The following is a 22,941-nucleotide window of genomic DNA, read 5'->3' on the forward strand; positions in this document are numbered from 1 at the left end:
AAAATTCGACCTCCATTGGTTGATCAGCTTAATTTTAGGAATATAATTAGTTTTTAGAAATTACACCATCATTTTGATTTTAATTATAGGTTTAAAATGACGATATGACATTTTAAACCAAGTAAACCATGTAAAAAAATTATATTAGTACTTTATTATTTGAACGTGATGGACATTGGAGACATATTTGGCAGGTATACCTGGGGCATTCTATATGTCTTATGTCTATTTCAACCATTATCCGCACAGGAAAGCACCTATTCTTTTGAAGATTTAGAAGAACCCATAACCCAGCGTGCCGTTTCAACCATAGTACAAGATCAAAAAGGCCTAATTTGGATAGGCACCTACGGCGTAGGACTTAACAAATATAACGGTAGTGATATCGTTGCCTACAAACAGGAATTTGACAATCCTAACTCTTTGAACAGTTCCTTGGTACATACGTCATACATTGACAGTGCAAACCAACTATGGATAGGTACCGAGGTAGGTCTAAATATCTACCAAAGCAAATATGATAACTTCAAACAGGTTTCTTTTTATAATGAGGGAATACTACTCAATACCGTAGTCGTCAACGCCATTGTTGAGGTAGCTAACGACAAATTATTAATAGGTTCCATCGCCAATGGGTTATTTGAGGTAGATGTAGAGACTTTAAAAGGAAAATCGGTATCAATCGGTAACCATGTTTCCGTACCCATAATGATCAATTGTATGGTTCGTCATGGCTCGGGGAAAATTTTTATTGGCTCCAATAAGGGCCTCTTTGAATATGATAATGGGCAAATAAAAAAAGTCATTTTTAAGGATGAAGTCCTTACTTCGAATTCAGATGTTAATGTGGAATCATTGTTAATTGATACCGATGGCTCACTTTGGATGGGCACCCATTCTAAAGGGTTGATGAAAGTAGTAACAACATTCCCAAATCAAAATTCGCTACATGTCTATGAAATTACCACAGAACGCATATTGACAATGGTGCAAGCCCCGGATGGCAATATCCTCTGTGGTACTGAAAATGACGGTTTATTTGTTGTTTCCAAAGAAGGTGATCTGGTCAAAAACTATCGATATGATAAATTTGACTTGAACAGTATAAAATCTAATTCGGTCTGGTCCCTATTTGTAGATCGACAAGAACGTATTTGGATTGGGTATTACAACAAGGGTGTAGGTGTTTACGATCGATATTATGATAAATTCAAGGACATACAAAGCCTCCCGAATGTTCAAAATTCCTTACAATCTTCCTCTGTTACAGGAATCATCAAGGATTTAAAAAATAGGCTTTGGATCGGCATGGACGGTGGAGGTATCGATGTTTATGATTTGGATACCAAAAAAATTGTGCACTTATTGGAACCCGATAATGGCATCGCCAACGGATTAGGAGCAGATGATGTCCAAACCCTGTTTTTGGATAGCCAGGATAACTTATGGGTAGGTACTTGGAATTCGGGTATATTTTTTCTGCCAAAAAATAAAAAGGTTTTCCAACATTTTCATATGGAAAATACCAACAATGGCCTGAAATCAAACAGGGTCATGAGTTTTTCCGAAGATGTTAACGGTAAAATTTGGATCGGCACCTTTTCCAACGGACTTCATTATTACGATTACCAAAAACGCTCCTTTGGTTTCGTGGACGATAAGTTGTTTACCGATTTGAAAACCAACCGGGCAGAAATAAGAAAAATTCTGGTGGATCACAAAAACGAGATTTGGGTTGCCACAACCAGTGGTCTTTTTAAAAGACCTGCAAATTCCAGCTCAACATTTAGCAAAGTTGTATTAAAAACTACTTTGGAAGAGGAAAATTCCCTGAAAACCAGCATAGATGTAATCGTCTCACTGTACGAGGATAAAAACCAAAATGTATGGATAGGTACAGATGGTGCCGGTGTTTGGCGTTATACGACCAAGGACGATTCCATTAAATGGTTCAACAAAGAACATGGTCTTCAACAGGAGACAATCGCCACCATAATAGAATCAGATGATGGAAGACTATGGATGGCCGGAAACAAAGGTCTATCGTGCTTTGACAAATCAAGGAACCAAATTACCAACTATGATACGTATGATGGTCTACTTACAAATGATTTCAATTTCAATGCTGCCTATAAGGATACTGATGGTACTTTATATTTTGGGAATTACAAAGGAGTAAATATTGTTGAACCTGCCAATATTCCGATAAACAAAAAAAAACCGGAAGTTTACTTTACCGATTTTAAAATTTACAACAAATCAGTAGATATCCATCAGAAGGATTCGCCACTTCAACAAGTTATTTCCGAAACAGATCAGGTCACGTTAAACCATCGTCAGGGGGTCTTTACCATTGAATTTATGGGCATAAATTTCACTAGGCCCGAAAAAAACCAATATGCCTATTATATGGAAGGCTTGGAAGACACATGGAACTATGTTGGCAATACCAGAAGTGCAACATACACCAATCTTTCACCTGGGGAATATGTTTTCAAGGTAAAAGCCGCCAATAATGATGGTATATGGAACGATGAAGTGACAACTTTAGAACTAAATATTTTGGCTCCTTGGTGGAAAACCCACATGGCCATTGCCTGTTATTTGGTAATTATTATTCTGTTTTCATCTTGGCTGTATCGACTACTAAAGGAACGCATTCGTGAAAAGCGCCTCGTACAGCTTGAACGTGCTAAACGCATTCAAGAAGAAGAACTTAATGACAGAAAAATACAGTTCTTCACGAACATTTCTCATGAGTTCCGAACCCCGCTGACGCTCATTTTAAATCCGTTGAACGATATTATGTCGAATTCTTCTTATGAACTTCCCAAGGCAGTGCATGACAAACACAATATTGTTTATAAAAATGCCACCAGGCTAAAAAGACTAATTGATGAATTGATGGACTTTAGAAAACTTCAATTGAATAAATTTTCAATCAAAGTTTCCGAAATAGATGCTCATTCCTTCGTAAAGGAAATTACGAATCATTTTAAAGAGGAGGCCATATTAAAAAATATCGCCATGCTACTAGAATATGAAAAGTTGCCCATAAGTCTTTGGAGCGACCCAGGGCTGTTGGAAAAGATAATTTTTAATATTCTTTCAAATGCCTTTAAGGTAACACCTGAAAATGGCACTATTACTATAGGTGTAACTCAATGCAGCAACGACGTTGTTTTTTCTTTGATCGATGAAAAAAATTCATTACCCGCTGTTGAAATTTATATTGAGGATACGGGCAGTGGGATTAACCAAGAAGAAGTAAAAAAGATATTTGACCGGTTTTATCAAGTGAAAAATATGAACAGCCAATATTATGGCGGTACAGGTATTGGACTTGAAGTAGTCAAAAATTTTGTTGATTTACTAAAGGGTGAAATAATAGTGGAAAGTGAAGTGTCCGTGGGCACAAAGTTCAGGATTTTTCTTCCGTTGGGGAATGACCACTTCAACACCGATGAAATGTTTGTAAAACAAAATAATGTAAGTTTTTTGCCAGAACAAAATTCAATCCAAACTGAAATTTCACCGGACCTTGAAAACGATTTAAAAAGGACCTTACTTATCGTTGAGGACAATACTGAATTGCGCTCCTATTTAAAGTATGAGCTCTCTTTTGAATATAATATATTGGAAGCTTCCAATGGCCTACAAGGATTGGAAATAGCAACCAAAAAATCACCAGACCTAATTATAACCGATGTGGTGATGCCTGAATTGGATGGCGTTGAATTTAGTCGAGCCCTTAAAAGTAATCTCGGTACAAGCCATATTCCCATAATCATGCTTACCGCTAAGATCATGGGTGACGATAAGATAAAAGGTGTTAATGCGGGTGCAGATGTTTACTTGACCAAACCCTTTGATATGGGGCTATTAAACTCATATCTAAAAAGGTTGATTGAAAACCGTCAAGTTTATATCAATAAAAATTTGAACGACCCTAATAAGTTAAGCCTTTTGGAAAAAACTACGGATATGGACAAATCTTTCATGCAGAAAGTATTGGACCATCTCAACAAAAATATTGACAAGAGTGACCTGAACGTGGAGCACTTGGCAGACGACATGCATCTGAGCAGAAGCCAATTGTATAGAAAAATAAAGGCCATGACCGGTTTGACCCCTAATGAGTTGATACGAAAGGTAAGATTGGAAAAAGCCAAGAAAATGATTGAAAATGGTAGCGAATCAATTGCCGAAGTTGGCTTCAAGGTTGGGTTTTCATCCCCTTCTTATTTTAGCCGTTGTTTTAAATCCGAATTTGGTGTTTTACCCACAGAACTAAAAACAAAATAGCCCGAAGAATGATACCTCAGGAACATCCCGGAAGAAAAATTATATTTGTCATCCATACAACATCTGTAAGAGATAAGGCTACAAATGTAATATAGCATCATTTCAATTTCCTTTAGTTTTATCCAAAACGACAACAATGAAAGTCACGTTAAAACATGAACAGCTAGTTATTCGGTTGGGAAAGTCTAAAAAACTTCGTATCAATCGCAATCCAATCAATGTTTCATTACTTATTATTTGCAACCTTATTATTCTTAGTTGCTCTGATGCTCCCAAAAAAAGCATTCCCAGTACCGAGTGTCTAAAGGACACTTTTAGCAAAGATTTCTATATAGGTGTTGCATTAAACGGCCGTATAATAGACCAAGCGGACAGCCTTTCGCTTAACGTTGTCAAAAAGGAATTCAATAGCATTACGGCAGAAAACATAATGAAATCGATGATCATTCACCCGCAACGCGACAGTTTCAACTTCGAAATGGCGGATAAATTTGTGGCATTAGGTGAAAAGTATGATATGTTCATCCATGGTCATACATTGATTTGGCACAGCCAATTATCCCCTTGGTTCAGTACTATCGAGGATAGCTTGGAGTTCTCAACCGCTACAGAAAAACATATAAAGGACCTAGCTCAACATTTTAAGGGAAAAGTAGATTCATGGGATGTGGTTAATGAGGCCCTGAATGAAGATGGTACGCTTAGAAAATCAATATTTCTAGAAAAAATGGGCGAGGATTATTTGACCTCGGTATTTAAATGGACCGCAGAGGTGGATCCAAAGGCAGACCTATATTATAATGATTACAATATGACCAATCCAGAAAAAAGACAGGGTGCCATTAGAATGGTGAAAAAAATAAAAGAGCAGGGAGGAAAAGTGGACGGCATAGGTATGCAGGGCCACTGGCATTTAAATTCACCCTCTTTGGAAGAAATTGAGCAAAGTATTTTGGATTATTCGGCTCTAGGTGTCAAGGTCGCCATTACGGAATTGGATGTAAGTGTTTTGCCCAACCCATGGGATTTGGAGGGCGCCGAAATTAGTCAAAACTTTGAAAACAATGAAGGTATGAATCCCTACAGCAATGGCCTTCCTGATTCAGTACAAGTACAGTTGGCAAACAGATATAAGGATATTTTCAATATTTTTTTAAAACACAAAGACAAAATAAGCAGGGTTACCTTTTGGGGTCTCAGTGATGGTCAATCATGGTTGAATGGCTTTCCTATTAGGGGCAGGACCAACTACCCACTGCTTTTTGACAGGGATTTAAAGCCAAAAGCGGCCTATGACAGCATAATTGCCTTAAAAAAAAGATTTGACCAACAACCTTTAGCCAATTAATAAAAATAGAATGACCAAAGAATCACATCAATTATCCGTAAGGGAAAAAATTGGATATAGTCTTGGTGACCTTTCAGCCAATCTCGTTTTCCAAACTTTAGTAACCTATCTGGCCTATTTCTATACGGATATTTATGGATTGGAAACGGACGATGCATCGGTAATTATCTTTGTGGTAGGTATTGTATCTGCCTTTGCCTTCAATCCAATTGTAGGAGCTCTTGCCGATAGAACCAGAAGCAAATGGGGTAAATTCAGACCTTGGATTTTATTTACTTCGGTTCCATTGGGCATCGTCGCCCTTTTGGCATTCAGCACGCCCAATTTTGATTACCCGGGTAAGGTTGCCTATGCGGCAATTACCTATACCTTATTGTTGTTGCTATATGCTGCAAATAACCTGCCTTATGCTGCATTGAGTGGCGTAATTACCGGTAGTATGAAGGAACGCAACAGCATTTCCTCATATAGGTTCGTTGCGGTAATGTTTGCACAGTTTTTTGTACAGGTTTTTATGCTCCCTATTATCATGTACGCTGGAGATGGCAACAAGGCGGAAGGTATCGAGACCGTTATGACCTATTTGGCCATAATAGGGACCATAATGCTTTTAATTACTTTCTTTACTACCAAAGAAAGGGTTGTGCCTACTCCGGAACAAAAATCAAGTTTGAAAGAGGATTTAGGCGATTTAATGAAGAACAGACCTTGGATAATAATGCTTGTACTAACAACACTCGTTTTTATTACGCTAGCCATGAAGGGAGGTTCTTACGTTTACTATTTTGAAAACTACGTAGATGCTGCTAGTTTGGATCAATTTATTCGTCCGCTTTTGAATGGTCTAACCAATATTGGGGTCGACTTTTTTGGAGATGATCCAACTTCTGCCGGTTTTGGATTGTTCAACGCAGGGGGAATCATATTTATGATTGTCGGCATATCCCTTTCAAAGGGCTTAGCGGACAGATTTGGCAAGCGGGACGTATTTGGAGCGGCGCTGTTCGTATCCACCATATTTATAGCCATTTTCTATTTCTTCGCCCCTACATCGGTAGGATTAATGTTCTTTTCACAAATCCTACATGGATTCTTTTATGGGATTACCATACCTCTATTGTGGGCCATGATTGCGGATGTGGCCGATTATTCAGAATGGAGAAACAATAGAAGGGCTACCGCCATAATATTTTCTGCCATGATGATCGGATTAAAATTAGGACTTACTATTGGAAGTTCCTTGGTAACATGGATATTGGGTCTATACGACTACATACCAAAGAAATTTGCCACGACCGATACCATTGTGCAGCCAGACAGCGCAATTGAAGGTACTAGAATGCTGGTGAGTATATATCCATCCATTGCATTTTTTACAGCCATAGCACTGCTGTTTCTTTATGAAATAAACAAAAAAATGGAAACGCAGATTGAAAACGATTTAATCACAAGAAGAGAAAATAAATAGCATGCCAGAAGAAAGTATTGAACATATCGATTTTGATGAATTGAACAAAAAGGCCATCTCACAACCTTTGGTCACCCATATATATACCGCCGATCCATCTGCACATTATTTCGATGGTAAAATATATATTTATCCCTCCCATGATGTGGATGCGGGAGAGGCATTCGACGATTTGGGAAGCCATTTTGCAATGGAAGATTACCATGTTATCAGTATGGATACGGTAGATAGTGAAGCTGTAGATCATGGCGTGGCCCTTCATGTTAAGGATGTTCCATGGGCAGAGAGACAGATGTGGGCTCCTGATGCAGCGGTTAAGAACGGGAAGTACTATTTGTACTTTCCTGCCAAAGCGTATGATGGTATATTTCGAATAGGGGTTGCCGTGAGTGATACCCCAACCGGACCTTTCATTCCTGAAAAAGAGGCAATTAAGGGAAGTTTCTCTATTGATCCAGCGGTTTTTGAGGATGAAGACGGTAGCCACTACATGTACTTTGGAGGTTTGTGGGGCGGACAACTACAACGCTGGCGAACCGGTACTTTTAATGCTGATGAGCCGGAAAGTCCAGTTGCCCACTTACCGGCAGATCATGAACCGGCCCTATTGCCATGGGTCGCCAAAATGGCCGATGACATGTTGCAGTTTTCTGAAAAACCCAAAGAAATTTCCATACTGGACGAAAAGGGCAATTTACTTTTAGCGGGAGATAACGAACGTAGGTTTTTTGAAGCGGCTTGGTTGCACAAGTATAAGGGCACCTATTATTTCTCCTATTCCACTGGAGACACCCACTTTATCTGCTATGCTACTGGAGATTCACCGTATGGCCCTTTTACCTATCGTGGGCGTATTTTAGAACCCGTAGTGGGTTGGACCTCGCATCATTCCATTTGTGAAATTAAAGGGAAATGGTATTTGTTCTATCACGATTCCTCCTTGTCCAAAGGGGCAACGCATTTAAGGTCGATTAAAATGACCGTAATCGAACATCAAGCTGACGGTAGTATAACCACCATAAAGCCGTATATGGACTAGTTTGAACAAAACGTAAATACCGTTTGGATTGGTGATTTCACTTTTTTGGTGATTGATTATTGGCTATTCAGCTTCTTTAATTTTGAAACATAACCTTCCTAACTATTTCAAATAGCGTGAACTACAAAATACACCATCTAATACTTCTATGCTTCGCTATAATAGGATTAAAATGCCATGCGCAGGTTTCCCTGCCCCAAATATTACGTGACAGCATGGTGTTGCAGCGAAATTCACCCATAAAAATTTGGGGGTGGGCGACGAAAGGAGAACATATAAAAGTATCTTTCAATGGAAAAATACGGAATACCATTACGGCTTCCGATGGAAGTTGGAACGTTGAGTTCCCCAAAATGAAGGCAGGAGGACCTTATACACTTAAAATTAACGCTAGAAACGAAATCGAGTTAAAAGACATTTTAATTGGAGACGTATGGTTATGTGCCGGGCAATCCAATATGGTACATCAACTCAATATTCACGATGTTACCTATGCAGATGAAATTGCCATTGCCAACTATCCGGAAATTCGACATTTTAAGATTCCCACCCAAACAAGTCTAATTGGCCCTGAACAGAATTTTCAAGGAGGGGAATGGCAAGTTGCCACAAAGGATGAAATTAGAAACTTTTCTGCGGTGGCCTATTTTTTTGCAAAAAAAATCTATGAACGATATGGAATTCCTATAGGATTGATAAATGCCAGTGTTGGCGGAACCCCAATTGAAGCTTGGACGAGTACAGAGGGTTTCGAAAATTTTCCCGAAATATTGGCAGTCGTCAATAAAAATAAGGATACCGCCTATGTCAATAGTCGTATTGCAGCAAACAGCGTTGTAGACAATGGTATTCTTGAGCCTACCGATGAGGGTTTAAATGGTCGCATCCCATGGTATGCACCCAATTTTGAGCCCAAGGATTGGAGAAGAATCAACATACCTGGGTATTGGGAAGATCAGGGTATACGAAACTTAAATGGAGTAGTATGGTACCGTAAGGAAATTAAGCTGCCCAAATCGATGGCGGGAAAAGCCTCCCGCATTTTTTTAGGTAGAATAGTTGATGCCGATATGTTGTATATCAATGGCCATCAAATAGGGAAAACCACCTATCAGTATCCACAACGACGTTATTCTGTTCCAGAAAATATTTTAAAATCGGGCAAAAACGTCTTTGTTATAAAAGTGACCAATTATAATGGAAAGGGTGGGTTTGTTCCTGATAAGCCCTATTATCTTTTTAACGAAACGGACACCGTCGATTTAAAAGGGTATTGGGAGTATAAAGTAGGCGAAGTTTTTAAACCACAAGAACAGTCAACTGCAGCAACCAGACCTATAAATGCCCAAAACGAACCTACGGCACTGTTTAACGCTATGGTGGCGCCGTACACCCAGCTTTCCTTAAAGGGAATACTTTGGTACCAAGGGGAAAGTAATTCCCGTAATCCAGAAAAATACGATGATTTGCTGCGCACTTTAATAATAGATTGGCGCACCAAATTTAATGAACCCAATCTACCTTTCATCTATGCACAGTTACCCAATTTTATGGAAGTGAACTATCTACCCGAAGAAAGTGATTGGGCCAAACTTAGACAATCACAGTTGGCTGCATTGTCTATTCCAAATACGGCCATGACCGTAAATATAGATTTGGGGGAATGGAACGATATTCACCCAGATAACAAAAAAGACGTTGGCGAACGCCTGGCCCTTGCCGCCTTGAAATTGGCTTATGATGAAAACATCGTTTATTCAGGTCCCATTTATAAAGACTACGAGATTACAAACGGTAAAATTACCATATCCTTTGATCACATTGGAAGCGGTCTTGTTTCTAACGATGGAAAACCGCTTAGCGAATTTGCCATTGCGGGTGGAGATAGAAATTTTGTTTGGGCCAAAGCAAGGATAGTAAACGATAAAATCGTTGTTTGGAACGATAAAATTAAGGACCCCAAATATGTCCGATATGCATGGGCGGATAATCCCGACAATCCAAACCTATATAACAAAGAGGGTTTGCCCGCCTCCCCTTTTCAAACTATACACTAAGGCAATAGTGGTTTCTTTGAAATCACCGAACTTTTAGTGAACACCTTTAGGCTGTCATTTTGAAGACCTATAATAAATAGTTCACTACCTTCCTTCGTTTTTAAGTTTAGGATAGATCGCGCTTCTCCAAGAACTGCGAAACCACTTTGACCGATAGATAAGCTGTTAAAATTACCCTCCCCTAAATTCAAGAGCACGTTACCGTTACCAGCGTCATAGTGACCGGTCAGAACCTCCGTATCGTTAAAATTACCCACGGCCAAAACATCCAGTCTATTATCGCCATTCAGATCGGTAATCTTAAAATCAAAAACGGGAGACCATTGCACATCTTGTGGTAAGGGTATGCTTTTAAAACTTCCATTACCAAGATTTTCAATATATACCGAAGAAAGTTGGTAGGCCTTGAATGTACCCTGTTTGTCGATTTTATCTTTATCAAAAAGTTCGGAGAACGTCTTTTTTCCATAGCCCTCGTAATTATTTGTCATTTTTCGGATCATGGGAAGTTGCTTCATCAAGGTACCCCTAGGATGAAAAATGTACTCCTTATTTTGAACGAAGTACGTCATTATAGGCTCTATAGAGCCATTATTGTCAAAATCCTTGGCATACAACCCCAAAGGCTCTTTAATACTAGCTTTAAAGGGATTATTCAATCCCCAGTTGCCTGCTACAAAATCAGTATCCCCATCGCCATCAAAATCAGCCGCCTTTATGCAGTTCCACCAACCATTGGTATTCACCAGCCCATTCTTACTCCTGTCCAGTTCAAAACGGCCTTCCTTATTTAAAAATACCTGAATGGGATTCCATTCCCCAACAAGCATTAGGTCTATCCACCCGTCATTATTGACATCACTAGCCGTGCCGTCTGTTATCATTCCAGGAAAGCGCAGCTCAGGCGCAATTTTATCAGTAATATCTTTAAAATTGCCATTACTGTTTTCTAGGATATATGACCTGGGAGAAAAGGGAAAATTCTTTGAATCTAGACGCCCACCTACAAATAAATCCATATCACCATCTTTATCCATGTCCATTGGAACTACAGTATTGGTAGGATATGCTATTTCAGGAAGGGCATCTAAACTTCTTTCAAAATGGCCAAGACCATCGTTTAGATAGAGCTGATCTTGATACAACTGTGGTTTAGCAAAATTTTCGGAACTACCATTGGCAATATATAAATCCAAATCCCCATCATTGTCCACATCAAAAAAGCATGCGCCTGAATTTTCCGGTAGAATCTCTTCTTTTGAAATTTGAAATCGCTGTGCTGTAAAACCATCAGATTTGTTTTGAATATAAATGATTGCTTCGTTGTTCGCTGTACCACCCACAAAAAAATCCTTCAAACCATCTCCATCAACATCGCCGGATTCAAGTACTGGACCGGGTTTGCTATATCCCCGAAAATTCAACGGCCATTTTTTAAAATCATCAAAGAGGCTTTCTTGATGAACATAGTTGACGCCCTTTAAGAAAGTTTGATAGAACATCGGTTCGCCCTTTACGTTTTTTGGAACATTTTTGCTATCCAAAATTTGTTTTTTTGGACTGAGCACTTGATTGACTTTCACATTTTTGTAAAGAGAAACCGTTTGGTCTGGCCAAAGTATTTTTAGCGAATCCGCGGAAGTTTCAGGACCCATACCAAAATGTAAATAAGGCTCAAATGAGGACAAATAGCCTTTCTGAGGGTAATATTCACCATATTTTACACCGGAACTAGAATAAACCCAGACTTTTGCTCCCAAGAATTCGGCATTTGGTTCCATGGCTATTCTGAGATAGTTTGTATTTTGCCCACTTGAACCATTGAGTTTATTTTCAAAAAATAAGGCTTCCTCGTTAATATTATTGACCACTAGGTCCAAGTCCCCATCCTGATCAAAATCGGCATAGGCGGCCCCATTGGAATACGACGGAATTGAAAGGCCCAAATTTAGGGTTTCATCGGTAAAGGAATTGGAACCATTGTTTCTAAAGAAAAAATTGGATTTTTTCATTCCTTTCATGGTATTCAATTGTTCCTTGAGCCTGGCCTCACGGTCCGCTATGGAGCCAAAAGTGTTCATGGAATTGTAGAAATCCACAAAATCCATATCTGTAATATCCTTTCGGTAACCGTTGGTAATATAGATATCCCGTAAACCATCATTGTCAAAATCTGCAATGAGGGGAGACCAAGACCAGTCTGTCTGTGCTACACCTGCGGAGTAGCCTATGTCACTAAATCCTGCTTCATCAGTATTTAGCTGAAGAACATTTCTTACATACTGAGGTTGGTAGCCCACGTTTACGGAAGTATTAAAGCGATCAAAGGGAATATCCGCAAACATTGTTTTCTTTCTCAAATTGTCATCGGGAAGCATATCAAGAACCAGTAAATCCTGCGCACCATCGTTATTGATATCGGCTACATCCATTCCCATACTATTATGGCTTTGATGCTTGAAATAGGAATTTATTTTATTGGTAAACGTACCATTCCCATTATTGACGTAAAGTAAGTCGTTGGATATAAAATCATTCGCCACATAAATATCTGGATATTGGTCATTATTTATATCTAATACGGCGACCCCTAAGCTCCAACCTTCAATACTTATTCCTGCTTCTTTGGAGACATCCTCAAACCATGGTATCCCGCTTTCACTTACCCCCGAATTTCTATAGAGCTTGTCCGTACTTTTTCCTTTACCATCCTCTCGCTGACCAAATGGATTATTCTTTGGATATTCCTCTTTGGAATTATTGGCCAAAAAAAGATCCAAATCACCATCACGATCATAATCCAACCAAACGGCTTGCATAGTATAGGATAAATCGGCCAGATTCATTTCTTTTGATAGGTTTCTGAATTGTACATTGCCTTTTTCGTCCGTATCATTAATAAAAAAGTAGTTTTCAGAATTATTCAAAGAAAGGTCGTGAGCGGTTGAAATATGTATGTCCGGCTTTCCATCGTTATTTATATCCATTATGGAAACACCAGTACACCAGGCATTGGTTTTAATACCAGAAGATTCTGTAATATCCTTAAATTTAAGATTGCCAAGATTAAGATAAATACGACTGTTCACCATATTGCCCGTAAAAAAAACATCAGGTAGACCATCTGAATTGAAATCACCTATACCCACACCTCCACCATTATACAGGTACTCGTAATCAAGAATATTCAATGTTTCGTTTTCTGTAATCGTATTGCTGAAAGTGAGTCCGGAATGCTCACTCGAAACCATTTCAAACATGGTTTTAGGGGACTTTTTGGTGTCGCAGCCCAGAAATAATAAAAATGACACAATACCGATAATCTTTCGCATACAGAAATGTACTAAATATAATGTTTAATGATAAAAAGAAAGGTGCCAAAACCTACAGGGGATTGGCACCAATTCAAACTAACTCAATCTAACTCAATTATTTTTAAATTCTAGTATCCAGGGTTTTGATCGGCCTCCGATAAATTGGAGTTGTTATCTATTTCACTTTGAGGTATTGGGAGTAATTCCAATTTTGGACTGTAGTGGGCAATGGGTTCAGTAGCCAATTTGCCTTCTTTTCTCCATCTCAATATATCCCTGTTCCTAATTTGTTCAGAACTTAATTCTACCCTTTTTTCATGAATTATAGCTTCCATAACCTCTGTAGGATTGCTTACGGGAACATTAGCTGTAGGGTAAGGAGGCATATCAACACTGGGCCTACTTCTAACTTGGTTCAATAAGGATATTGCCCTAGAAGAGTTCCCTAATTCCAATTCGCATTCAGCCAAATTGATAAGCACTTCCGCATAGCGAATAACCCTCATATTGATTCCTCCAGTCAGGAATCCTCCGGGGTCGGTTTTGTACATTAGCGAATACTTTCTCCAGCTTATTTTGGTGGTAACGCCCTCAAAAGTGGTTTCTTCGCCCTGAACATCGGTCAAAACACTTTCACCATTATTAAATGTGTCTCCCAAGGTATAAAAGCTCTTTGCAAAACGAGGATCATCTTTGGCATCACCCTTGGAGGTGCGCTCAAACTCATTTAAAAGTCCTTCAGATGGTATTAAGTTTCTCCATCCTACCGCAGAATATTCTTGTGTTCTCACGCTTTGTTCGTTTCCTACGTCGTCACCGGTACCATTCCAGTTAAAACCTCCAACATTGGCGTAACCAATTTCTGCGATAGACTCGCTGTTATATTCATTTTCTTCCTGAAAGTTATCATCGTATTCATCTACCAAGGCGTACTCACCTGAGTTCACAATGGCTTCAAAAGCATTTTTAGCGCCTGCATAATCCCCTGTAAACATTAAGGCCCGCCCTAGCATGGCCTGAGCTGTACCTTTTGAAAACCTTCCTACTTGCTCCGTATTCGAAGCTAAAGGCAGTCCTGAAGCGGCATCCTGAAGATCCTGAATAGCTTGTGCCAAAACATCTTCTTGGGACGATTTTGGAGCGCTATCCTCAAAAGTGGAGGCATAAGTAGTATAAATGGGAACACCTCCCCACAAACTTCCTAATTCAAAATAAGCCCAACCCCTCATAAGTTTTGCCTCTGCTATTAGAGCCGTTCTCAGACCTTCACTTATATCCTCTACCCCTGGACCTTGCTCGATGACAATATTGGACCTTAAAATAACGGCATATAATCCAGTCCACACATCTCTGGCCACTGAATTACCGGGATCATTTGTACCGATCAATAACTGGTTTCTCGGTGTCTCTAGCTGACCTCCGCCTGCTTTGTTATCATCACCCCTTAAGTCGTGAAGAAAGAAATATTCCCTAGCGTACAATTGAAGACTCTGCCAAGACGCATATATGGAATAGACTCCATTTCTTAGTTCATTCCCGTTTTTATAATAGGTAGCTACGACCACTTGGTTCGGGTTAGTTACATCCAAATCTTCTCTACCACATGACAGGGTAAAGAGAAATGCCGCAACTACAGCAATAATTAGTTTAAAATTTTTCATGTTTTTCATTTTACTTTCTTTTTTAACAATTTTTAGAATCCTAGTTCCAATCCTATTAGAATAGTTCGAGGTCTTGGATATTGACCATAATCTACACCTTGGATGTTAAGGTTATTGTTTCTTGCACCGATTTCAGGGTCGTATCCTTGATATTTTGTAAAGGTCAAGAGATTATTTCCTGAAAGATAGACGTTAAAATTGCTGAGTCCAGACAAACCTTTATCCAACCAGTCCTGTGGAAACCTGTAACCTATTTTTAGGTTTTGTAGACGTAAAAAGGAAGCATCCTCTACAAAACGATCAGAAGTTCGAGTATTCTGATTAGGATCTCCGTTTACCATTCTTGGAATGTTAGTATCCGTGTTTGATGGAGTCCAGGCATTAAGTACTTGAGTACCGTGATTGAACAACCTCAACCCTCCTTCTGTATAAACCCGGGTAGCATTATAAACGTCATTGCCTTGGTTACCATACCAATACATGTTAAGATAAAAGTTTTTATAAGAAGAATCAAAATTTAAACCATAACTAAAATCAGGAATAAAAGTTCCAAGTACATCACGATCTTCAGCCGTAATATCACCACTGCCATCCAAATCCTGAAAGATAAGATCACCGGGAGCTGCATTGCTTTGGTAAGGCGTTGATGGGTCACCATCCAGTGCATTGTACTGGTCAATTTCAGCTTGGCTTTGAAAAATACCTTCAACCTTCCATCCATAGAAAGATTGAATAGGGTCACCAACAGCCGTTCGGGTTATGTCAAATCCTCCAGCATCTGCATTCTGCCCTCCAAAAATACTACCCGATTCTGTAGCTAGAGCAACTACTTCGTTCCTGAAAAGCCCAAGATTTGCGGAAACATTCCATTGGAAATCTGTTCCTGGATTTGAGTAATAAGAAGCACTAAAGTCCAATCCCCAGTTTTCCATGCCCCCAACATTTGCAATGGTATTACCGGCAAATCCAAGTGAAGCAGGAATAGGTACATTTAGAATTAGGTTATCCGTTGTCCTTTTATACCACTCCGCAGATAACTGCACCCTGTTTTGATATAATCCCAGATCCAAACCAATATTGGTCATGGTAGTAACTTCCCACTCCAATTCCGGATTCGCCAGACGATTGAAAAAGGCCCCTTGCACTTCTTCATTGTTTATAATCGCATTGGTATTAGTTGATATACCGGCCTGACTTTCATAATCACCTATACCTTCAAAACCTACTTGTCCCCAACTACCCCTTATTTTTAATTCGGATAAGTTTTCAACTCCTTCCATAAAAGGCTCTGCAGCAATGTTCCAACCAGCAGAAATACCTGGGAATGTTTTCCATTTGTAACCTTCAGAAAACTTAGATGAACCATCCCTTCTTAAGGAAGCACTTAACAAATAACGACCTCCAAAATCATAATTTAATCTTCCCAAAAAGGAATAAATGACATTTGACCCTTCTGTTCCCGAAACGGTCTGAGCCTGCGTTCCTTGGAGAACATTTAAATCGTTACTGAGACGACGTCCATTTCCAGTTAAAGTGTATATATCAAAATCTTGACGTTCCGCAACCGCAATGGCATCTATATTATGTTTTCCCCAAGTCTTAGCAAAGTTCAATTGATTGGAAAAGTAGTTTCCTGTAGAGGTATTCTGCTGGTCGATAGTAATGTTTTCCGTTCTACCCGCGAAACCATCGAAATAGATAGGTTGCAATTGCAAGTTTCTAAAATTGTTCCAGTCGATACCTGCAGTGAAACGATAATCCAATCCATCAAAAAGTTTGATATTGGCATAAGCAGTTCCAAAAATTCTTACATTGGAATTTGTGTTCCTATCTATGACGGCCGGTCTTAAAGGGTTTTCAGGATCTGTACCATCGGCACCATCCGGAGCCCTAAGTCCTCCCTGCAAAGTTGGATCTCTTAATGGTATATATGGTATCCCCCTAATAATGTTCTGGATTTGCGTACGGCCTCCCAACTCAGCCTCATTAAGTCTCTCGCCATTGGAAATAGTCAATGACTCCCCAACGGTCAACCACTTGTTAACATCATGGTCTGAGTTCACCCTGAAATTATATCTGGAAAATCCAGTTCCCAACATGATACCGTCTTGCTTGAAGTAGCCAAAAGAAGCATACACCCTAGAAGTTTCCGAACCTCCTCGCACACTTAGGTGATGTTGTGTTGTAATTCCCGTAGTGAAAACCGCATCTTGATAGTCTGAATCCGTTTCTGCATAGGTCTGGGTCGTACCGGCGTAAATAGGTGTGTCCAGTTGGCTCCAACGGGAAGGGTAAGTGGCACCGGCATTGTCCAATAATTCCCTACCAAACTCAAGATATTGTTCCCGATTCAAAAGGTCTAATTTTTTGGAAGCCGTTGCAAATCCACTAAATGTTCTGTAATTAAGCTCTACCCCATTTGTAGGACGTCCCTTTTTTGTAGAAACCAAAATAACACCGTTGGCAGCCCTCGAACCATATATTGCTGAGGAACTGGCATCCTTTAAAACAGAAATGGAAGCTATATCATTATTGTCAAAATCCCCTAATCCCCCTACAGGATAACCGTCCACAACATATAATGGACTAGACGCAAAACTAATGGAACCAATCCCTCTTATACGTACAATTGGATCTGTACCGGGACCACCGGAATTATTTATTTGTATACCAGGTACGCGTCCTTGTAGGGCTTCAGCAAAACTAACTACTGGCAATGCCACAATATCCTTTGAAGATACTGTAGACACCGCACCCGTGACCGACTCCTTTTTCTGTGTACCGTATCCTATAAGGACCACTTCGTCCAATGCCTCTGCATCCTCTAAAAGAACCAAATTGATAGTAGACCTGCCATCCACTTGAATGTTTTGTGACTGAAATCCTATATAACTAAAGGCCAAGGTTCCGTTTGAAGGAACATTGGAGATAACATAGTTACCGTCAAAATCCGTTTGAGTTCCATTACTTGTACCCGCCACCAATATGGAAGCACCTGGCAAAGGTGTCCCGGAATCATCGGTCACTGTACCGGTAACAGTTAAAGTTTGGGAAAATGCAAATTGCACACCTAATAAGAGTGTTACAATAAATGCCGTTTTAAGTTTGTTCATAATCATTTTGGTTTAAGTTAGCTTTAATCCCATGTTCAAATTTGTTGTAGGAAATTGCCTAAACAATCCTTTGCTCAAATGTATTGGAATAGCCAAATAAACTATAAAACATATGATGCACTTACTGAAAATAATGTTGCAACTTCAAGGCAAACAGTGTTAATTTTTTAATTATATGCCATATATAGCTTAAAATTATAGAGGGTATGTGAATATTAAGAATTAAATATTTCCATATTCACAAATAGGGTAAAAAAGTATATCCTCTTGGAACAAGACGATTCATCATTTAAAAAATACATAAGTCTAAAAGAAAATAAAAAGCACTTGAATACACATACAGAGGTTAAGATTTGTAAGAGCAATTTTCAAAAATAAACAGTATAGAGACTTTACATTTTTAATTGAATGAATCTTAAAATATTTTCCAATAATTGGGCCAACATTTTTAATTCAATTGCTTTCTATCTGCGTCGCAGAATGAACAAATGACTTGCCATTGAAAAATTTGATTTGAAAATAAAAATATATGTGTATATTCAACACTTAAATGAATTTGAGCTTCTAAACTGTCCGGTAGACTATTATGAAAAGTCCTTTTTATTTCCTTATTTCCTTTATTCCCATAATTCTTTTTGGCCAACAATCAGATGATTTAAAATTATGGTATGACGAGCCTTCAGGAGAGGTTTGGGAAAAAGCCTTACCTATAGGAAACGGTAGGATAGGAGCCATGGTCTATGGGAATGTGGATAAAGATATTTTTCAATTGAATGAACATACGGTTTGGAGTGGAAGCCCTAACCGTAACGATAATCCCAATGCACTGGAAGCTTTGCCCGAAGTGCGCGAGCTGATTTTTAAAGGCGAATATAAGGCCGCCGAACAACTGGCCAATGAGAAAATCATTACCAAAAAATCGCATGGCCAAATGTTTCAACCCGTGGGTAATCTGGAGCTATCGTTTCCAAACCACGACAACTACCAAGATTATTATCGGGAATTGGATATCAGCAAGGCCATCAGCAAAACCTCATACCAATTAAATGGGGTTACCTATACCCGGGAAGCCTTTGTTTCTTTGGCCGACCGTGTGTTGGTCATCAAACTTTCCGCTGATGAACCGGGTAAAGTTTCATTTACGGCAAACTTTACTTCGCCACATCTAGAACCAAGAATTGAGACTCAGGATAACGACCAACTTTCCCTTTGGGGTAAAACAAGCGACCACGAAGGAATAGAAGGTAAAGTGGAATTCAATGCACTGGCCAAAATAAAAACTACTAACGGAACAGTCACCCAAACCAATTCCTCCGTAAAAGTTAAAAATGCAAGTGATGCTATTATTATGGTTTCCATTGCTACGAACTTTAATTCATACCATGATTTGGGTGGTGATGAAATGGAACGCGCAAAAGCGTATTTGGATACTGCTTTTGAAAAGGAGTATGACCAATTAAAGTCCGACCACATTAAAAAATACCAGGAACTTTTTGAGAGGGTTGTATTGGATTTTGGAAGTTCGGAGGCTTCAAAACTACCTACAGATGAGCGCTTGGCGAACTTTAGAAATACCGAAGACCCCTCATTTGTTGCCCTTTATTTTCAATTTGGAAGATATCTATTGATATCCTCTTCCCAACCTGGCGGACAACCGGCCAACTTGCAGGGGATATGGAACGGACGCATGAAACCCGCGTGGGACAGTAAATATACAATCAACATAAACGCCGAAATGAACTATTGGCCCGCAGAGCGAACCAACCTCTCGGAATTGCACGAACCCTTTTTGACCATGGTGAAAGAGCTTTCGGAAACGGGAAAAGAAACCGCAAAAGTGATGTACGGCGCAAAGGGTTGGATGGCGCACCACAATACCGATATATGGCGAATAACCGGCCCCATAGACGGTGCGTTTTGGGGTATTTGGAACGGCGGTGGTGCATGGACCAGTCAACATCTTTGGGAACACTATTTATATACCGGTGATACCTCATTTTTACAATCCATCTATCCCGTTTTAAAAGGTACTGCCGAGTTCTATGCCGATTTTTTGGTTGAACATCCGAATTATCCCTATCTGGTAGTTGCTCCTGGAAATTCCCCCGAAAACGCCCCAGAGGAACATCAAGGTTCTTCCATTACGGCAGGTTCTACCATGGACAATCAGCTAGTTTTTGATGTTTTCAATACCGCAATCAAAGCCTCTAAAATTTTGGGAAAGGATGAAGCTTTTGCCGATTCCCTTAAAACATTACGCAAACAACTACCCCCCATGCAAGTGGGCAAGCACAACCAATTACAGGAATGGCTGGATGATGTGGATTCACCCGAAGACCATCATAGGCATATTTCCCATTTGTACGGTCTCTTTCCGTCCAACCAGATTTCGCCCTACCGAACTCCCAAACTTTTTGCAGCTTCTAAAAATACGCTCTTACAACGTGGTGATGTTTCTACGGGATGGAGCATGGGCTGGAAGGTAAATTGGTGGGCCAAAATGCAGGACGGCAACCACGCCTATAAATTGATAAAAGACCAACTGACTCCGGTCGGCATAAACCAAGGTGGAGGCGGTACCTACAATAACCTTTTTGACGCGCACCCACCGTTTCAAATCGATGGTAATTTTGGGTGTACTTCCGGTATTGCCGAAATGTTATTGCAAAGTTCCGATGGGTCGGTTCATTTACTCCCTGCCATTCCGGATGCCTTAAAGTCCGGTTATGTAGGCGGATTAAAAGCCAGGGGCGATTTTGAATTGGTTTCGATGGAATGGGAGGATAAAAAATTAGTGGTCGCTACGATCAAATCGCATTTGGGAGGAAACCTTCGGCTTCGAGTTCCAAATGCTGTAGAATTAATAGGAACGGGAACCTTGAAAAAAGCGGGAGGCGAAAACCCGAATCCACTCTTTTATGTACCTGAAACAGCTGCACCCATAATTTCCAAAGAGGCCACCTTGGAAAATCTTGAATTGGAAAACACGTTTCTATACGATTTGGAAACCGAAAAAGGAAGAACGTACACCTTTATAATTAAGAAGTAAGTATGAACCGATTTTACGCCGATACTGTTTTGCTCGTTTTACTGATGCTTCAGTTTTCCGTTCATGCCCAAGAGCAAAACGCACAGAACCCCATTTTGTTTGCGGATGTTCCGGATGCATCCATAGTGCGCGTAGGAGACACGTATTATATGAGCAGTACCACCATGCATTTGAGTCCGGGGGTTCCTATCATGAAATCCAAAGACTTGGTCAATTGGGAATTGGTCAACTACGCCTATGACCGGCTTGGTGAAGTGGATGACCTCAAGCTAGAAAACGGTAAGAATGCCTATGGCAGGGGTTCGTGGGCCAGCTGTATACGATACCACAATGGAACATTTTACGTATTCACGTTTGCTGCCACTACCGGAAAAACTTACGTGTTTTCCACCGAGGATATAGAAAACGGCCCTTGGGACACAATATCTTTTGAACCTTCGTATCATGACCTGACAGTCCATTTTGACGATGATGGCAAAATATACATGATATGGGGTGCGGGAAAATTAATGATAGCAGAACTTGAAAGCGATTTGTCCGGAGTAAAAAAAGGAACGGAAAGGGTACTAATTGAAAATGCCAGTGCCCCTGCGGGTGACAATATCATGTTGGGTGCAGAGGGTTCACAACTCTTTAAAATTAATGGGAAATATTATCTCTTCAACATTACGTGGCCTAGAGGCGGCATGCGTACCGTGCTAATCCATCGAGCTGACGACATTAATGGCCCTTGGCAAGGCAGACTTGCCCTACAGGACAAAGGAGTTGCGCAAGGCGGTCTTATAGACACTCCGGAGGGCAAATGGTTTTCTTATCTCTTTAGGGATTATGGCTCCGTGGGTAGAATTCCATATATAGTTCCCGTCAAATGGAAAGATGGTTGGCCCATACTGGGCGTAGAGGGAAAAGTCCCAGATTCCTTGAATTTATCTCCAAGTAAAGGGCTGATTCCAAACATTGTAGCATCGGATGAATTCAAGTGTAAACAGAATGAACACAAGCTTCCATTGGTTTGGCAATGGAACCACAATCCTGTGGACAGTTTATGGTCACTTTCGGACCGTAAGGGTTTTTTACGATTGACCACAGGGCGAACGGACGAAACATTGGTGGATACCAGAAATACGCTTACACAACGAACGATTGGGCCCGTTTGTACGGGCATAACCTCCATAGACGTTTCCAACATGAAAGAGGGTGATAATGCCGGAATGGTACTTCTCCAAAAAAACTACGGCTGGGTGGGTGTAACCCAGGAAAATGGTAAAAATAAAATTGTCATGGTTTTGGGTAATGATGAAGGTGAGAAGACTGTGGAGGAGCTGCCACTAAATCAAAAAACAATCTATATAAAAGCAAACTGCGATTTTACGAACAAAAAGGACGTGGCTTGGTTTTATTATAGTTTGGATAACAAAAATTGGAAAAGAATAGGGTCGGAATTAAAAATGTCCTATACCCTACCCCACTTTATGGGATACCGTTTCGGACTCTTCAATTACGCCACTTCCGAAACCGGAGGCTTTGTGGATTTCGACTATTTCCGAATTAAAAATGAATTAACAGAAATGAATTAAAACCTTAATA

General features: G+C 39.9%; 10 protein-coding genes. 7 read left to right on the top strand and 3 right to left on the bottom strand.

The window, feature by feature from the left end; genetic code table 11:
• Positions 1 to 168 precede the first annotated feature (168 nt).
• The 5 genes from CJ263_RS04695 (at position 169) to CJ263_RS04715 (ending at position 10,217) form a co-directional block, all read left to right on the top strand.
• Positions 169 to 4,305 carry a hybrid sensor histidine kinase/response regulator transcription factor gene (locus tag CJ263_RS04695; RefSeq protein ID WP_094996193.1) on the top strand — a complete coding sequence of 1,379 codons (4,137 nt, stop codon included), beginning with the start codon at positions 169 to 171 and terminating at the stop codon, positions 4,303 to 4,305.
• Positions 4,306 to 4,441: 136 nt separating this feature from the next.
• Positions 4,442 to 5,653, top strand: coding sequence for an endo-1,4-beta-xylanase (locus tag CJ263_RS04700; protein WP_094996194.1), 1,212 nt, complete (start codon positions 4,442 to 4,444; stop codon positions 5,651 to 5,653).
• A gap of 10 nt (positions 5,654 to 5,663) precedes the next feature.
• Positions 5,664 to 7,121 (top strand): MFS transporter, encoded by a 1,458-nt coding sequence (locus CJ263_RS04705; RefSeq protein WP_094996195.1) that lies wholly within the window; start codon positions 5,664 to 5,666, stop codon positions 7,119 to 7,121.
• A 1-nt stretch (position 7,122) separates the two neighbouring features.
• The gene (locus CJ263_RS04710; RefSeq protein WP_094996196.1) at positions 7,123 to 8,160 is read left to right on the top strand and encodes a glycoside hydrolase family 43 protein; all 1,038 of its coding nucleotides are present in this window, start codon (positions 7,123 to 7,125) and stop codon (positions 8,158 to 8,160) included.
• Between the two features lie 116 nt (positions 8,161 to 8,276).
• Complete coding sequence (locus tag CJ263_RS04715) at positions 8,277 to 10,217, top strand: sialate O-acetylesterase (RefSeq protein WP_199768159.1); 1,941 nt, start codon at positions 8,277 to 8,279, stop codon at positions 10,215 to 10,217.
• On the opposite strand, the gene CJ263_RS04720 is transcribed toward CJ263_RS04715, so the two are convergent.
• The 3 genes from CJ263_RS04720 to CJ263_RS04730 form a co-directional block, all read right to left on the bottom strand.
• Positions 10,214 to 13,549, bottom strand: coding sequence for a VCBS repeat-containing protein (locus tag CJ263_RS04720; RefSeq protein ID WP_094996198.1), 3,336 nt, complete (start codon positions 13,547 to 13,549; stop codon positions 10,214 to 10,216). The two genes, CJ263_RS04715 and CJ263_RS04720, sit on opposite strands and share 4 nt — an antisense overlap.
• A 110-nt stretch (positions 13,550 to 13,659) precedes the next feature.
• The gene (locus CJ263_RS04725) at positions 13,660 to 15,192 is read right to left on the bottom strand and encodes a RagB/SusD family nutrient uptake outer membrane protein (protein ID WP_094999118.1); all 1,533 of its coding nucleotides are present in this window, start codon (positions 15,190 to 15,192) and stop codon (positions 13,660 to 13,662) included.
• Positions 15,193 to 15,224: 32 nt separating this feature from the next.
• A complete protein-coding gene (locus CJ263_RS04730) occupies positions 15,225 to 18,305 on the bottom strand; it encodes a SusC/RagA family TonB-linked outer membrane protein (RefSeq protein WP_158657081.1) in 3,081 nt (1,026 codons plus the stop codon).
• 586 nt (positions 18,306 to 18,891) lie between these two features.
• On the opposite strand from CJ263_RS04730, the gene CJ263_RS04735 reads away from it, so the two are divergent.
• Positions 18,892 to 21,354 carry a glycoside hydrolase family 95 protein gene (locus CJ263_RS04735; RefSeq protein ID WP_094996200.1) on the top strand — a complete coding sequence of 821 codons (2,463 nt, stop codon included), beginning with the start codon at positions 18,892 to 18,894 and terminating at the stop codon, positions 21,352 to 21,354.
• 2 nt (positions 21,355 to 21,356) lie between these two features.
• A complete protein-coding gene (locus CJ263_RS04740) occupies positions 21,357 to 22,931 on the top strand; it encodes a glycoside hydrolase family 43 protein (RefSeq protein WP_094996201.1) in 1,575 nt (524 codons plus the stop codon).
• Positions 22,932 to 22,941: the final 10 nt, after the last annotated feature.

Origin of the sequence: Maribacter cobaltidurans (genome assembly GCF_002269385.1) — a bacterium.
Lineage (GTDB): Bacteria > Bacteroidota > Bacteroidia > Flavobacteriales > Flavobacteriaceae > Maribacter > Maribacter cobaltidurans.